Annotated in this window: 10 protein-coding genes; 1 reads left to right on the forward strand and 9 read right to left on the reverse strand. The window is 70.0% G+C overall.

What is annotated here, in order from left to right:
• Positions 1 to 180: 180 nt before the first annotated feature.
• From ABZS58_RS39070 to ABZS58_RS39095, 6 genes are all read right to left on the reverse strand, one after another.
• Entirely contained in the window at positions 181 to 1137 is a 957-nt protein-coding gene (locus tag ABZS58_RS39070) for a hypothetical protein (protein ID WP_354788613.1), read from the reverse strand.
• A 214-nt stretch (positions 1138 to 1351) separates the two neighbouring features.
• Positions 1352 to 4753: an AAA family ATPase gene (locus tag ABZS58_RS39075; RefSeq protein ID WP_354788615.1), complete on the reverse strand. Its 3402-nt coding sequence runs from the start codon at positions 4751 to 4753 to the stop codon at positions 1352 to 1354.
• A gap of 766 nt (positions 4754 to 5519) precedes the next feature.
• A complete protein-coding gene (locus ABZS58_RS39080) occupies positions 5520 to 8147 on the reverse strand; it encodes a hypothetical protein (RefSeq protein WP_354788616.1) in 2628 nt (875 codons plus the stop codon).
• Positions 8144 to 9682: a hypothetical protein gene (locus tag ABZS58_RS39085; protein ID WP_354788618.1), complete on the reverse strand. Its 1539-nt coding sequence runs from the start codon at positions 9680 to 9682 to the stop codon at positions 8144 to 8146. Before ABZS58_RS39085 ends, ABZS58_RS39080 begins: the two co-directional genes overlap by 4 nt.
• 414 nt (positions 9683 to 10096) lie before the next feature.
• Positions 10097 to 11005: an alpha/beta hydrolase gene (locus ABZS58_RS39090; protein ID WP_354788619.1), complete on the reverse strand. Its 909-nt coding sequence runs from the start codon at positions 11003 to 11005 to the stop codon at positions 10097 to 10099.
• Positions 11006 to 11057: 52 nt separating this feature from the next.
• Positions 11058 to 11699, reverse strand: a complete 642-nt coding sequence (locus ABZS58_RS39095) for a hypothetical protein (protein ID WP_354788621.1) — start codon at positions 11697 to 11699, stop codon at positions 11058 to 11060.
• 159 nt (positions 11700 to 11858) lie between these two features.
• Here ABZS58_RS39095 and ABZS58_RS39100 point away from each other — a divergent pair, with 159 nt between their 5' ends.
• A complete protein-coding gene (locus tag ABZS58_RS39100; RefSeq protein WP_354788622.1) occupies positions 11859 to 13349 on the forward strand; it encodes a hypothetical protein in 1491 nt (496 codons plus the stop codon).
• Between the two features lie 19 nt (positions 13350 to 13368).
• On the opposite strand, the gene ABZS58_RS39105 is transcribed toward ABZS58_RS39100, so the two are convergent.
• From ABZS58_RS39105 to ABZS58_RS39115, 3 genes are all read right to left on the reverse strand, one after another.
• Positions 13369 to 13782 carry an ATP-binding protein gene (locus ABZS58_RS39105; RefSeq protein ID WP_354788623.1) on the reverse strand — a complete coding sequence of 138 codons (414 nt, stop codon included), beginning with the start codon at positions 13780 to 13782 and terminating at the stop codon, positions 13369 to 13371.
• Positions 13783 to 13861: 79 nt separating this feature from the next.
• Positions 13862 to 14692, reverse strand: coding sequence for a futalosine hydrolase (locus ABZS58_RS39110; protein ID WP_354788624.1), 831 nt, complete (start codon positions 14690 to 14692; stop codon positions 13862 to 13864).
• A complete protein-coding gene (locus ABZS58_RS39115) occupies positions 14689 to 15432 on the reverse strand; it encodes an HAD family hydrolase (protein ID WP_354788625.1) in 744 nt (247 codons plus the stop codon). Before ABZS58_RS39115 ends, ABZS58_RS39110 begins: the two co-directional genes overlap by 4 nt.
• Between the last annotated feature and the right edge of the window lie 3 nt (positions 15433 to 15435).

Raw genomic sequence — 15435 nt, forward strand, 5'->3', positions numbered from 1 at the left:
CGTCGATGGCGCCACCATCATCGCCGTTCAGGGCACGCTGACCGCTCAAATTGGCTAAGGCCGTGGCTAGTTCGGCCCCGTGCGCGGCAGGCTCGGCTTCGGCGAGACGCCGCCTAAGCTTAGGTCATACGCTTCTGGCCCTGCTAAACCAGTGCTGACCAGCCCGAACGCTTGTCATGATCAGCTTATCCAGGACACTCGGGCTAGACGGACGCGGCCGTCCCGCAGCAACGGCGCCGCGAGCCGGTCGTGTTCGTCGTTCTCGGTCGTGGCGAACCACAGCGGCAGCGGCCCGGCATGCCCATGCCAGCACCGGGCGCCACCGTTGATGACCTGGTCCTGCGCCCATTGGGGCGCTGGGCGCGGATACTCGTCCTGGCTGCCGGGAAGCGCGTCCCTGCCGACGTGCTCGTAGTGGTACATGCCGGCAAAGGCAGCAAGACACCCGTCGTGGTAGTCGACAACCGCGTCAGCGGCGAGCAGCGCCTGCTCGACGACCGTGAGTCCGGCCAACACGGTCGACAGCGCATCCAGCCACGCCGCCGCTTCACCGCCGCCCGCCCGGTAGGCGGTGATCATCCGCTGCAGCTGCCGCAGATCGGCTCTGTCGCCGGTGGCGGGCACCGCATCCGCGGCGGCGCACAACGACGCCGGCAGCTGCGCGTACGGGTCGTCGGCAACCGCGAGCAGACTGGCGATCACCTCTGGGCTCGACGGGGCCCAGTACCGCCGCAGCTCGGCGACGACCTGATCCTGTGGCACCCGCACCGATCGCCGAGCGGTCCACAGCTCCAACATCAGCACGTGCAACCCTCTGACGTCCCACCATCGTGGGCCGGGAACGCCTTGGACGCGGACCCGCCTGACCACGGGTTCGACAAGGTGTTCGACCACACCCTCGGGCAGCCCGCCTACCAGGCCTGACGCGCTGAGCAGCTCCGCTGTGCCCGTCATTGAGTACGCGAGCAGGTCGCGCATCGCGATGTGCGCCAGGGTCATCGCCCGCCACAGCGGATCGTCCAGTTCGGCGGCGAGTTGGAGGCGGTCGGCGTCACCCGGCCACAGGGCGTTTACGACCTCGCGGGAAACCCCGTCGATCCATCGGTTTCGGGCCTCGGTCATCTCGTCCGAACGCATGCAGTTGTCCATTCTGTCCGTCATCACCGAACGGGGGAACTCACAGCTGTGACCTGGGCGGTCACCGACGCCCCGGCAGCGCACCGGTCCGGCGGCGGGGGGCAGCCGACGCTCGGACGCGCCGCGTCGATCCGACGGTACGGCGCCGCCCCGCGCCGGCGGATCACCGTGGCCGTCAACAGTGGCAACCGCTACATCGGATTGGTCGGGCGTCCTACCAGTCTCGGCTTCCGGAGTACTCCCGGTCGTGGTCGATCTCCGAGCGAATGGCTGCTTCAGCCGTCGCTGCGAGGTCGTCGTAGAACGCTCGCTCCGGCGAGCCCGCGCTCAGCGTGGCTGCGACGGCCGCGCTCCGGTTCCGCTGCTCAATGTCCTGAGGAAACGGTTCGCCGACCTTGCCACCCCACCCGCCGCGGACCACGGAGCGGCCGAGCCCGTGCCGGACGGTGCGTTGGCAAGATTCACCGTGCGGTTCGGCCGCTCGGAGGACCCGGATGACGAAGTCAGGGTTGTCCCAGACGAGAGTGCGGTGCGCGTACGACAGCACGAGCCCTACGGCCCTGATTTGCTGCACCGTGCCAGTCGCCATGGCTCGGTCCAGCACGTTCAGGACGTCGTCATCGAACGTTCCAGCCACTGCAGCGAACACGTCGGCCCGGTCAAGACTGCCGTTGCGGTCGATGCCCTCAGCGATCCACTCGAGGGTTTCGTTCAGAAATTCCGCGAAGCGGGTCGTCTCCCGGAACGGGAGAGCATGATCCCAGTGGAAGGGCAAGGCACGGTACCCGGCGGTTGGCGCGTCCCGTTCTACTGCCGTGCGACGCTTCAGCAATTCCAACACTCTCTCGGGGTGCCCTACACAGGTGCGGGCAAGGAAATTCTGAACCTCGTAGTCGTCCAGGTGAGCGAGATCAGCGAGCCCGTCGATGAGTTGTTCACGGTTCGCTTCGCCGAGGTCGTCGTATGACAGGTAGCCGTGCTCGCCGAAGGCGGCGAACACTTCACGGGCGACCGTCGACGATTGCGTGAACGACACCGACAGCGCGAGATCTGCTGCGCCGGCCCGGTCGTACCGCCCGATCCAGCGGACTGCGTCCAGTGCATAGCATCGGATGTTCTCGTCCTCGTGATGCAACAGCCGTCGGAGGGTCGGCTGTTCTTTGACGTGCATCGGTCCCTCCTCACCACGGTACCGGCCGACACCTGCCGCGGTAAGCCGCGTTAAACGGAGGCGGTCACGGTCAATGAGCGTGTTGACGACATCCCAGCCCGCGTCGGCGTCGCTGCGCACCAGTTCAGCCACCGCGCACGGCAGCAGGATCGCCAGCGTCCCGTCTGGTTCATGAAGCACTGTCGCTGCCAGTTCCTGGGCGAGCGACGGCTGATGCCGCAGGAGGACGGAGGCGAAGAGGTCTGGATTCCGGTTGCCGGTCAGCGCGGCATCTTGCTCCGCTTGTATACATCGGGCCAGCTGCTCGAGCAATGCGGTGCTCGACCAGGTCTCCAACACTCGCCTGCTGAGAGCGTCGAGCTTTTCACCTTGTGCCCGCTGCGCCTCGCGGAAGTCTTCCACGTCGTCAGTGAGGCGAGCCCAGCCGTCGTGGAGGGCGACTGCCATGTCGTACTCGACGGTGTCCGGTACGGCGGCGAGGACTTCTTGTGCGGCGACCTTGGTAGGGCCGGCGGCGAAGCGGGCATGCCATTGCAGACTGCGCCGCAGACCGATGGCGACGACAGGATCGACTGGTCGAGTACGGATCACGTCGCGGATCTGGCCCAGCGTCTCGACGAAATCCGGGGTCCACCGCTCTCGCTGATCTGGAGGAACACTGCGTCCGAACTTGAGGTGGGGGTAGACAAGTGCCTTGTGTAGGCTTTCCGCCGCACGAGTCGCCCGCCAACGATCTGACGAGCTCAGTTCATCCCTGAGGACGTCGACGGCCTTCCGACGGACCGGCTCCACGACCGTCGGGTCCAGTAGGTACTGCTTCAGAATTATGGTGAGCCCGTCGGACTCTTGTTCGGTGCTGTCCGTTGCCAGCAACGGCTGCAGGACTTCCAGCGGTGAGACGGCCGGCCGGCTCGGCCCACTGGCACCGATCCATCGCTTCACCGCCCCAACGACCAGCATGTTGAACGACACTGGCTTCCACGGTTTGAATGCGGCAAGTTCCCGCAGGACGTGGATGGGGTGGTCGAAGTCGTTCTGATCGGCCTTGCCGCGTTGTTGGGCCAGGGTCCAAAGCAGGTCGACGGAGTCATCGAAGCGGTCAAAGTCCAGTGCGGATCTCTCCAGGACTGGCGGCAGCATGTCCAGGATCTTGGCTCGGGCCGCCGATCCCTCACCCGCTGCCATGGCACTGCTGTACGCGAGACGGCTGATGTTCCACAGCGCGGACGGCCGGTAGAAGGTGACGTGTTGCAGCCGCCGGAGGATTGCCAGCTGCTCCTGATATTCAGCCACTTCGTAATGTATAACCAGCGCGTCCCACAGGGCGTCCACCAGCGACGGCCGCGGTTCTGATGCCCTGGTGCGGACGTTCCAGTCGACCCGGCTGGCGTTGAGTACCAAATGTAGGAGAGCGTCACCGCTGGTGGCAGGCAGGAGCCGCTCGAGGTAGCCGATGCCGGAGCCGGAGCGGACGTCGGCGATCGCTTGAGTGAGTACGGCGTCGCCAAGCAGGTCCGGCACGATTCGTACTGCATCACCGCGGCGCAGCAGCACGCCAGCACTTTCGAGACCGCGGATCTGGAACATGACCTGGTCGAATGGCCGGCTGGTGACGGCTTCGACCGCGGATCGAAACTCCTGCTGGTTCAGTCGGAACGGCTGCAGGGCCGCCACGGCATGCAGCACTTCGCGCCGGAGGCCGGACTCACCTGCCGGGTCGCTGGTGAGGACCGTAGCGAACCTGTCCATCACCTCGTCGCGCAGCAGGTCATCGGTGCCCACGCGGGCAGCGTCGAGATTGCCGGTACGGATTAGGCTGCCGCCCACCACGATAAGGAGCGGACAGTCGCGGCCGATGGCCGCGAGCCGGCGCGCCACGTCTGGGTCGTGTCCTTCACCGAGCACGACCTCGGCCAAGTCGGTTGCTGCCGTGCCCGTCAGGTCCGGCAATTGCCAGTGCGGCACCTCGGTCGGGTGCAGGCCAGCCGTGCGCAGGTTTCTGTGTAGATACACAAGGCCGTATGGGCGGGCCGACAGCAGGATCCTTGTCCCTGGTCGGACACGGAGAATGCCCGCGATCGTGTTGGCGACACTCGTTGACTCGTGCGCGTCGTCCACAATCACTAGCGTGCGGTCTGATGCGGGCAAGACCTCGATGTCGGCTGGCCGAACCGAGGCCTCTCGGTCAAGGAAACGCACCAGGTAGCCGTGCTCAGCCGCTGCAGCTTCGGCGAAGGCGCGTAGCAGGCGCGACTTGCCGATCCCCCCGCGTCCGCTCAGCAGTGCCACCGGTCGCGGGCCCCTGTTGAGCCAGTCGACCAGATCGCGCAGCTCCACGTCGCGACCCAACAGAGGCCAATTGTGCGAGTACAGGCCAGTGCCCTGGTACGAGTCGAAGAACTGGTCCGCTTCCAGCCAGAGGCCCGGATCTCCACCGCCCAGCACGACCGTGGTCGTGACAGGCGCGTTAACGTCACCTCCGACGGCAACTGAACCCGGCGCGGATGCCATTGCGGGGACAACCGCCGCGCTAGCTGAGCCCTTGTTCCGTTGTCGGAAGATCATGGCTGCGGCCGAGACCTCGGACCGGTGACTCTGGTGGTGATCGGCGCGGTGCTGTCACCGCCGACGGCAACCGACCCGGCCCCACCCGCGTGGACACCGTGGCCCCCAGGGGGAATGGACGCCGGCGGCACGACGCCCGACACATTCGTGCGGATCTCGGCGCCGCTGGTTCCGCCGATTCCCACGGCTCCAGCACCGCCCGCGGTCACTGCCGGAGTCGTTCGGCCGGTTGCGCGGGCTACCCGCCACGTATTCCACGCGAGGAGCAAGCCTGCTGCGCTGACAACCAAGGACGCGCACACGCCAGCGATCGAGATCCATTTCTCGGCACGGTCAAGTCCTTCATCGAGCAGGAATCTGCCTGCGGCTACCGTCCCGACCACACCGGCGACGAACAGGACGGCCGCTGCAGCAACTCGGAATGCTCGTCTCATATCCACATGATGCCCCTCACCTCGCGCGCATGCGGGATCCGTTGCGGCAAGTCATGCCCGCTCACTGTGAGTCTGCCCCGGTCTGAGCGGACACCCGAAACGGGCAGCCGGGGCTCGGACCTCCTGTCCGCATTCGCTTCGTTCAGGGCACACAACCCCTCTCTGACGGACATGCGGCTAGCGGAGAAGACAACGAGCCGGTTGGTGGACGATTACAGAGACAGCGTCCAGATGCGCCGCACGACGGCCGGAAGGTCGACGCCTGCCAGCTCGCTCAGGCGTTGCACCTCGATGGGGGCGACGGCGGCGAGCGGTGTCGTTCGCCCGCCGGGCGGTGCTGCCGGGTTACCGGCTGTAAGGGACAGCGGCGTCCTGGTGCCGGACAGTTCGTATAGTCGCCAGACGCGCGCCTGGGAGTCGGCCAGCACCATCGTGTTGCCGGCGACGGCGATCAGCACAGTGTGCCGCTTGTTGCGCGCGACAGCGGCGGCGTGGCCAGAGGCCCGGCTGAGCTCGGTCACAGCGCGGGCGGCGTTGCGGTAGGCACTGCCGTCGCCTTCCACCCACCACACATTGCCGTCCAGACGGACGGAGATACCGGCGTCGGCGAGGGTGGTGCGGGCCTCGGCATGCGGGTCCTGCTTGGTGCTGCGTGCCAGGAGCACGGTGTCCCAGAGGCCGCGGGCGTTGGCGAGGACGGCGAAGGGCTGGGTAGCTGGGAAGAGGCGTTGCTCGGCCAGCTGGATGTCCGCCTCGGCAACCCACTCGGCGGCGTCGCGCCACGCCTCGGTGGCGAACACGTCGCCGGTCCGGCCTCCGTGCAGCGCGGTGTTGTGCCGCAGGGTGGCCATCGCGACCGCGAGCAGCGCGTAGAGGTGCTCGAATGCCTCCGCGGGCAGCTCGTCGAGGATCTGGTCGTCGGGGACGAGCGACCAGATGAGCCAGCGCAGGTCGCGGCGCCAGTCCTCGTGCTCCTCCTCCCGCCAGACTCCTGCAGCAAGCAGCGTCAGGTACAACGCAACGACCGTCATGCGTAGGTCGGCGGCCGGCAACGTCGACCGGTCGGCCTCCCGGCTGCGCGGCCCGGTCACCGACGCTGCCCACTGAGCGGCGAAGCGCCGATATCGGCGGCGTTCGTCGGGACGCACGGCGGGAGTCTGGCGGGCGGCCGCGTCCTCGTCGAGGTCGTCGAGCACCGACTCGTCCTCGCCCTCGGTGACCTCGCCCTCGTCAATGTCATCGATGGACCAACCGGCAGCCGGTGTGTGCTGTGTGGTTGCCTGACGCGGGAAGATCAGCCCTGACAGGGCTGGTCCGAGCCGACGGTCGCATTCCTCCAGGTAGTCGGCCCACCGGTCTGCGGGCGGTGCGTCTGCACGCCCTGGTCGGTCATGTCCCGGGGAGGCAGGTGTTGGCGCGGCCAGCTCCACGAGCCGGGCGAAGTCCGTGGTGAACCGTTGGGCGATCGACGGGTCGGTGAAGAGCTCGTCGGGCTGGTACGTGTGCGTCAGCCGCGGTACATCTGCGGTGTCGCGACGGGGCCGGCAGCGAACCGCGTCGGTAACGAACACGACCGCCGACTCACGCCGCTCACCATCGACATCGACGAACGCGCGGACCGCGCCGCCGGTCACCTCCAGGGCCAGGAACCGGGCTGTGCGCTGCCCGTGGGGTACCGCGCCCACCTCCTGCCACGTCCCAGGAGCAGCCGATGGCGAGGTTTCGATCACGACCCGCTGTTCAAGAACGACGGCCAGCTCGACAAGAAGTGTGCCGTCGACGAGCGCGCAGCCGAGCAGCACGGGCACCGGACCCGACATCTCTGACGGCTCGGGCTGCACCGACGCCATAGTTCGGAGCTCGGTGTCGGGGTGCGGATCGCCGTCGGGCAGCAGCGGCGTCGCCTGGGGCGCAACGACCGCGAGTTCGCAGTTGCCGCCCTGGACGGTGCTCATCAGCAGGGCTGAAGCGGTGATGTTCGCGCTGCCGGTCATACCCGCGGTAGCGCCGGCGGCGTCCCATTCGATCAGCTTGCCGTGCCGGGCGCGCCCTCGCCCGATGAGCCGGAACTCGTGACGTTCCGTGGACACGGCGGCTCGCACGAGGGCGTCGCCGTTGAACTGGGCGACGGAGGGCTGCACCGCGATCCGCACAGTCCGCGGTCCGGTCCGCTGTATCAGCGCCCGCACCGCATCGGCTTTCTGGTCGTAGAACGGCGCAGCGAGCCGGAGCTCGTCGACCGGCCCGCCGGGAATGCGTTGCAGCAGCGGCTGGTGCAGGTTGCCGAACGCCCGGAACGATGACCACCGCTCGTCGGCCGATGATGGCCGGATCTGGTCCGCGACGTGGCGCAGCGTGTCCGCGATCCAGCTGGCCACCGGCACGACGGTCGGCAGGTCGTGCAGCCATTCCGCCACGTCGATCATGACCTGGGGTCCGGTCTGGCGGGAGCCTCGGGCCGTCACCCACAGCTCGTGGTTGTGTCCCCAGCCGGACATGGTTGGATTGCCCGACCCGACGGCCAGGACGGCGTCGTTGTCGCCGGTGAGCACGACCAGCTTGGGGTGAAAGGCCCGGTCGCAGACCGCGTGGCCGTGCTGATACGCCAGGCCCGCCCGCCGCACGTCCACCGGGTCGTGCACCGCCTGGCCAGCGTCGCCGAGGACCGTGGTACGCGCACCGAGACCGCGAGCGGTCGGGATAGCGAACTTCTCCAGGAAGCCGAGGTCGACGGTGTACCCGATGATGAGCATCTCGCGCAGCGGGGCCCGGTCGACCCGGTCACGCCACCGCTCCAGCAGCGTCAACGGCGACCGGACCGCACTCGTCACCTCGCTCATCCCGGCAACTCCAGCAGCTCGCGCCCATGGCCGGTCACCGGCTGAGCGGGATCTGCGGTGAGCAGCCCGACCTGCGTTGCGATACCAGCCAGTTGCGGGATGCGCAGACCGATGTTGTCCCGGCCCTCTGCGGAGTCCGCGAAGTACATGCCGTTGCGCTCATGCAACCGGCTGAACACCGCGAAGGTGCCGTCTGGGCCGACTGTCACTTTCCGCAGTGCCACCCGACGCGACTGCGCCAACATGTCGTCGACCAACCGACGGCCCAACTCCGCGAGTGGGCGACCGGTGAACTCTCGATGCAGGTTGGCCACCCAATTCGGATCCAGATAGGTCTGCCGCTGCCCGGCGAAGCCGCGCCGAGCGAGGCCGGTCAGCGTGTTCAGACGGCGAGCACCGAGCAGCAGCACCGCGACGTCCGTCGCCGTACCCATGTCTGCTCGCCGGAGCAGGTCCTCCGCCGGAAATGGGTCACCGTCCAGATCGGTCGGCGGCAGGTCCTCAGCGAAGCCGTCGACGGTACCGCCTGGCAGCCGGTCGCTGATCCACTCGTGCAACTGGCGCCGGGACGCGCCACCGCTGCCAACCGCCGCGACGAGGTCCGCCCACAGACGCCGCCACGCACCGACCGAGTGGTGCCGCAGCACCACACCCCGCCACGCCGCCGTCCGCTCCTCCCCGCCCAGCACCGAGTCGTCGCGCGCCGCCGGCCCGTACGCTACCCCGGCAACGAAGGCTTCCAGCCATGTCTTCGCCTGGGGGTGCAGCTGCCAGCAGCGCGCCAGCACCCGCAGGGTGGCCCGCCGGGTGCGGTCGTCGCCGCTCCACGCCGACGGGTCGTGCTGGCCCTGGACCGTTGCCGTAAACACCCCGCGCAAGGCTTCGAGGTCGGGCGTCTGCACCTGCTGCAGCCGCAACGCCTCCAACTCCGCAGACGGCAGGGAGATCCCCTGTCCCCGCTCGCAGGCGTCGAATAGCGGCGCGTACATAGCCAGCACCTGCGCCGGGCAGCGATGCCGACCGGGGCGCAGCGCGCCGCCGTCCATCTCGACTGTGCCCAGCGCGACGCTCGGCCCGTTGTACTGCGACCAGAACCCCCACGACCGCGGCGAGTACGACCGCGCGCCGGCACCGTCGGCCACCTCGAACTCGCCGCCCGGCGGCGGGTGCAGCCTGGCCAGCGCATCCACACCGTGCGTCAACCCGAGCGCGTGATCGGCATCGTCATATTCCTTCGAGACGACTGCCATCCCGACTTCGGCCCGACGAACCAGCCTGCGGCACCCTTCACGGTCCAGGCCGCTCACCTCGGCATGCGCGGCCACAGCCCAGTAGAGGCTGTAATAGCGGGCATAGCGGGTCACCGTCGACACACCCGGCATGAGCATGTCAACGGCCGCCATCACCGGCGCCTCGACAGCAAGTGGATACCGCCCCGACCGGGCCGTTAGCCCCGGCTCACACCAGCTCGGACCATCCACCTCCGAGCGGTCAGCAGGCGACGCTGAAAGCGCATCGGCAGCGGCGGCGATCATGCTGCCATCCTGACGGACAGCACAGGTGCCGAGAAGCCCTCGCCACGGCCTGCAACAACGTCGCGACCAGAGCCGCAGCCAGATCACGTCGTGGCGAACGCCAGAAGCGCTCACGGAAGATCACCGTATGGGCGTACGTGTCACAGATGTGTCGTGACTATCCACAGTGGACTCGAAGCGACCCGTTGCCGTAAAGGGGCCGCTTCCCAGATGAACGTTGATAGGACAAACCCTAAAAGTCCTGCTCAATCTGCATTTGGCCCGATCATCACGGCACTTAGACTGGTCGGCGCAGACCCGTGCGCTAACGTGCCCGAACGAGATCAACAGGCCATCCAGCAGCAGCTTCGCCGAAACAGTACGCGCGTACGTGCAAAACCAAGTGTCATGACGCGACGCAGACATTGACTGCGGTCAACAAAAAAGGCCAGCTGAGCTGGCCTTTCGCGATGTCGGGACGGCGGGATTCGAACCCACGACCCCTTGACCCCCAGCAAAGGCGTCGCCGACGGCGGGCCATGTCGGGCGTGGCAGGCCCTGGCCGATGCCCGGCAGGGTGAGCAGGGTGGCGCCCGGGATCTCGTTGGCCAGGGCTACGCCGTTGCCGTGGGGAAAGAACGGGTCCTCGTCACCGTGGATCACCAGGGTCGGGGCGGTGATCTCGCCGAGTCGCTCCCGCCAGCGCGGTGTGCAGTCGATCGCCGCGAACGTGGTGCCGAGGTGGCTTGCGCGTTGTGCGGCTGCGGTGTGGCCTGCCCGGTCGAAGACCTGGCCCGCGGTGGTCCGCGCGTCCTGCTCGTCGTACCCTCGCGAGCCCAGCAGCAGCCGCGCGGACTCCGCCATGAAGGTGACGACGCTGTCGCGGTCGGTCCAGTCGGGCTCGGGGCGGCTGAACAGCTGCGCCATCGTCGCAGGGTCGTGGTCGGGCAGGTCGGGGTCGACCGGGCCGGGTGCGACAGGGCGGGTGGAGACCAGCGTCAGCTTCGCGACCTGGTCGGGGTGGTCGAGCGCCAGTAGCTGCGCGATGAAGCCGCCCGCCCCCAGGCCGGCCACATGCGCCGGCGCCAGGTTCAGGGCGGCCAGCAGCTCCGACGCGTCGGTCACCAGGTCGCGCAGGTCGTATCCGGGCGCATCCGGGTCCGCGCAGGTGGACCGGCCGGTGTCGCGCAGGTCGTACCGCACCACGTGGTGCCGCTCGGACAGTGCCGCGCACAGCTCGTCCGGCCAGGTCAGCATGGTGATGCCGATCAGCAGTACCGGCGGGGCACCCGCGTCGCCGAGCGTCTCCACGCACAGCTCGACCCCGTTGACCTCGACCATCATGGTCCGCTCCTTTTCGTCGTCTCGGTGTTGGTACGACGGAGCGCCGTGGAACTCATCGGCCGAGGGTGAGCAGTCCGGTGACGACGAGGAGGACCGCGATCAGCAGGAGCACCTTGATGGCCCGGCGACGGGCGCGACGGCGACTGCGCAGTTGCTGGCGTTGGCGGCGGCGGCGTTGACGGTCCGCGACCCGGGCGGCATCCCGTCGCGTGGGGGCGGCGGACCGCTTCGGACCGACCGGCACAGGCTCGTCGAGCACTGGATCCGCCAAGGGCTCGGGCAACGGCTCGGGCAAGGGCGCAGGGCGCGGGGCTGGGACGCGGTAGGTGTCGGCGTCGGCCCGGGCGATCAGCTTCGCGACGCGGAGACTGGCGGTGCGCAGGCGGGCGACCTTCTTCGCGGTCAGCTTCCGGCCCGCGATGAGGCTGCACGCCCGCGCGACGGCGACCACCAGCACCGGGTTGGACACGAGGTCGCGGTGGCCGATGAACAGGGCGGCGACCATGTTGCGGTCCACCCGCAGACCCGGGGCGAGCTCGTGGGCGCGGATGACCTCGGCGATGTGGTGGCGGGTGCTCTTCCGGCCGCCGGGGCGCACCCGGGTGCCGCGGCCCGCGGTCCGGGCAGCCTCCGCGAGGAGCGCGCCGACGAGCGACTCCACCGCCGCGTCGGCCTCCTGCCAACGCGGTGACATTGCCTCGGTCAAAGCGAACGTCTCCCGGTGTGAACCTGAAAAAGGCCACCCGAACCGTACCCGTTCGACGTTCACCGAATTCTGCCCCGGGGTACGACCCGGCCCGATCACCGGCAGTCGTTTCGACACGAACGATGCCGGCGGTGCGAGAATAGATGGATGCTGTTCCGTCGATGGCGTACACCGCAGCGTGCGCAGGACGTCCTCGCGGCCGCGGTGTACGAGGGCAACGCACGCGCACGTGACCGGGTCGAGCGGTGGTGGGCCGCCGGCGGGGACGAGCGCGAGCAGGTGTGGCGCGGCGCGTGGTTCCTGCTCACCGGGGCGTCCTTCAGGTTCGGCAACCACGAGCGGCCGGAGCGGGTCGCGCCGGTGCTGGAGTTCCTGCTCGAGCCTGACCCGACGTCGCCGTACCTGCCGCGGGTCCGGCTGACCGCCTGCCTGCCGCGGACCGCCACCGTGCCGCCGTCCGGCGTGTACCTGGGCGATCCGCACGTGCAGCTGCTCGTCGACGCCGCCCTGCACTTCCCCGACGCGAGGATCCGGCAGCGGCTGACGGAGCTGCTGTCCGCCACCGACCAGCCCGGGCTGCTCGACGCCCTCGAGGTGGCGTTCCGGCCGCGGGCGAAACCGGGCCCGACCTACCTGGGCGGCGCACCGGACGGCGCCGAGACCCGGTGCGACCTGTGGTCCGGCGGCGAGCCCGGCCCGCTGCTGAGGATCGTCTCCGCCAACCCGAACCTCCCCCGGCTACCCTCGGACCCGGGCGACATCGACCTGGCCCTGCTCGTGATGCTGAAGGACCGGCCCGGGCTGCTGCGGGCGTACGACCAGGGCGCGCTGGCCGGCAGGCTGCTGGAGTACCTCGGCTTCTGGCTGCCCGGCACCGTCCACGACCTGTGCCAGCGGGCGCTGCGGGACATGCGGGCCGAGGCGGGCGTCGCGGTTCTGTGCGAGCGGGCCATCCTCGGTGAGGCCCAGGCCGTCGGCGCGGTCCGCGACGCCGGTCACCGGCCCGCCGACCCCGCCTGGACGCCGCTGCTGCTCCTGCTCACCCGCCAGTTCGACGCCTACCGCGAGGCCGACTCCGACGCGCGGGTCCTGCAGCTGGCGTGCGCCGCCCGCGGGACGGGCCTCGAGGCGGACGACATCATCGGCCGGGTCCTGTCCGCGCTCGGCACGGACCTCCCGGACGACATGGTCGCGGCCGTACGCCGGTCGCTGCGCACCCTCGAGCCGCTCGGCAGGCCCTCGGTCGAGGACCTGCGGCGCCGGTGGATGCGCCGGGCGCTCGTCGCCCGCGCGGTCAAGCTCGAGCCGGAGGCGGTCGCGGCCGTCGTCGACGCGGGCTACCTGCCCGAGGACGACGACCGGGCGGTGCTCCCGCTGCTGTTCCTCACCGGGCAGTTCGAGCGGTACGACCGCGAGGACCCCGACGGCACGAAGCTGCGTGCCGTCCTCACCGAGCGGCGGTACTGGTACGACCGCGAACACTTCCGCAGCGTCGCCGAGCGGGCCGGGCGCCCCGATCCGTGGCCGCCCGAGCCGCCGCCGCGGACCCGGCCGGCGTCGGTGCACGCCACCACGTGGCCCAGCAGCATGGGCGCCGGTGGCCACGTGACCGGTGGGCACTTCGGCGGGCATTTCTGAGCGCTGCCCGGCCAGGGGTTCAGCGGCGCCAGGTCAGCTGCTTCGTGAACCGCAGCATCGTGCCGGTGCCGTCGACGGACACGACGTCCAGGCCGTCCACCACGGCCGCGACCATCTGCAGCCCTCGTCCGGAGTCGTCCATCAGGTCGCCGGGCCGGACCCTCGACGGGTCGAACCCGCCGCCGTCGTCCGTCACCTCGATCACGCACCGGTCGCCCTCGACGGTGACGTCGACGTGATACGTGGCGGCGAGCGCGGCGTGCTCGATGACGTTGGTGCACGCCTCGGTCAGCGCGATGCGGATGTCGTCACGGCAGTCCTCCTCGACGCCCGCCCCGGCGAGGGCACCGTCGAGCATCCGGCGGGTCTGTCCCACCCGCTCGGACTCCCGGGGCAGGTCCAGCGACATCTGCAGATGCACCTCGTCGGTCATGCGCCACTCCCCGGCTCGTCTCGATGCCGGACGGGGTACCCAGCGAGCAGCCGCGTGTAACGACGACAGCGACCGGGCTTCAGCCGCCCGCCGGTGCCGCCAGGACCGCGAACGCGTCGCGGAGCGCGCCGAGGGCCTGCGGGATCCGCCAGGCCGACCGGTCGCGGGGGCCGACCTCGTTGGAGACGGCCCGCAGCTCGCCGAACGGCGTTCCCGCGACCGCGGCGGCGGCCGCCACGCCGAAGCCTTCCATGCCTTCCGCCGCCGCGTCGTGTACCCGCCGGCGCAGCGCCTCGGTCCTCGCGGCCGACCCGGTGGCGGTGCTGACGGTCACCACCGCGCCGACGGCCGCCGCGGGCAGAGCCTGCCGCAGGCGGCGCAGCAGCAGCGGGTCGGCGGCGTGGCGGCTGCGGCCGAAGCCGAGGCGTTCCAGGTCGATGAAGTCGTCACCGTCCTCGGCGCCGAGGTCGCCCGCCGCGCTGAGGTGGCCCAGGACCAGGCCGCCGATGCCGGCCCGGCCCGGGAACGCGCCGCCGATCCCGGCGGACAGCACGGCGTCGAACGGCCGGCCCTCGCACTCGGCCCGGGTCAGCAGCCTCGCGGTGGCGGCGGCCGCGTCGGCGGGCCCGACCCCACCGGCGACGACCATCACCGAGGCGGGGTCGACGCGACCGGCCGCGGCGGGAGCGCCGTCGTCGGGAGCCGGCGCGAGGCCATCGGCGGGCGGGGTGAGGCCGAGGCCGGTGAGGACGGCGGCGCGTTCCGGCTCGACCGCGGTGACGATCAGGACCCGCTGGAAGCCGGGCAGTCCGGGCAGCGCCGGCCGGTCCGGCCCGGCCGGCCCGGTCAGTCCGGGCGGATCGGTCAGCCCGGACGGATCGGTCGGCCCGGTCGGCGCTGCCGGGTTCATCGGACGGCCGGGACGAGGTCGAGGACCGGGGCCAGCCCGCGGTCGCCGGTGCGGTGCTCGGCCGGCAGGATGTAGCAGCGCAGCCCGGCGGCCGACGCGCCGCCGTCGCGGACCGGGTTGTCGCCGACCATGAGCGTCGCCCGCGGGTCGGCGCCCAGGTCGGCGCACGCCTTGCGGAACAGCTCCGGGTCCGGCTTCTCGCGGCCGGCCTCGTACGACAGCGCGTAGGTGTCGATGAGGTCGGCGAGACCGAAATGCCGGACATGCGCGCGGATGTCCCAGGCAATGTCGCTGACCACCCCGACCCGCACGCCACGTGCCTGAAGGCCTTGCAGCACCGCTTCGGTGTCCTGATACGGCACCCACGACTCCGTGTGGATCATCCTGGCGTGCGCGGCCGGCTCGTGGCCCCGCAGGAACGGCACGGCGGCGAACCAGGCGAGCATCGCGTCGCGGTGCCGGTCGGCGGACAGGTCGCGGCCGGTCTGCACGGCGAGGACGTCGGGCAGCTGGTAGGCGGTGGTGAGGTCGGCGAGGACCGCGGCGAGCGCGGCCGGGTCGTCGAGCTCGCCGGCCCGGCCGGTGTCCGCGGCGATCAGCTGGAGCCACCGCGAGGCGTCGATCATGTGGAAGATCGTGTTGGCGAAGTCGAACAGTACCGCCTGCACCGGTGGCACCGGGCCCGCCGAGGAGGCCGCGTCGAGCGTGTACGTGGAGGGCGTGTCGAACAAGGTGCGCATCGC

The organism is Dactylosporangium sp. NPDC005555 (assembly GCF_040605635.1).
Lineage (GTDB): Bacteria > Actinomycetota > Actinomycetes > Mycobacteriales > Micromonosporaceae > Dactylosporangium.

What these genes read in the sequence shown, in the direction of transcription:
- ABZS58_RS39070 (WP_354788613.1), bottom strand. Translation starts at nt 1,137, where the DNA reads ATGCGTTCGGACGAGATGACCGAGGCCCGAAACCGATGGATCGACGGG.
- ABZS58_RS39080 (WP_354788616.1), bottom strand. Translation starts at nt 8,147, where the DNA reads ATGAGCGAGGTGACGAGTGCGGTCCGGTCGCCGTTGACGCTGCTGGAG.
- ABZS58_RS39085 (WP_354788618.1), bottom strand. Translation starts at nt 9,682, where the DNA reads ATGATCGCCGCCGCTGCCGATGCGCTTTCAGCGTCGCCTGCTGACCGC.
- ABZS58_RS39090 (WP_354788619.1), bottom strand. Translation starts at nt 11,005, where the DNA reads ATGATGGTCGAGGTCAACGGGGTCGAGCTGTGCGTGGAGACGCTCGGC.
- ABZS58_RS39095 (WP_354788621.1), bottom strand. Translation starts at nt 11,699, where the DNA reads ATGTCACCGCGTTGGCAGGAGGCCGACGCGGCGGTGGAGTCGCTCGTC.
- ABZS58_RS39100 (WP_354788622.1), top strand. Translation starts at nt 11,859, where the DNA reads ATGCTGTTCCGTCGATGGCGTACACCGCAGCGTGCGCAGGACGTCCTC.
- ABZS58_RS39105 (WP_354788623.1), bottom strand. Translation starts at nt 13,782, where the DNA reads ATGACCGACGAGGTGCATCTGCAGATGTCGCTGGACCTGCCCCGGGAG.
- ABZS58_RS39110 (WP_354788624.1), bottom strand. Translation starts at nt 14,692, where the DNA reads ATGAACCCGGCAGCGCCGACCGGGCCGACCGATCCGTCCGGGCTGACC.
- ABZS58_RS39115 (WP_354788625.1), bottom strand. Translation starts at nt 15,432, where the DNA reads ATGCGCACCTTGTTCGACACGCCCTCCACGTACACGCTCGACGCGGCC.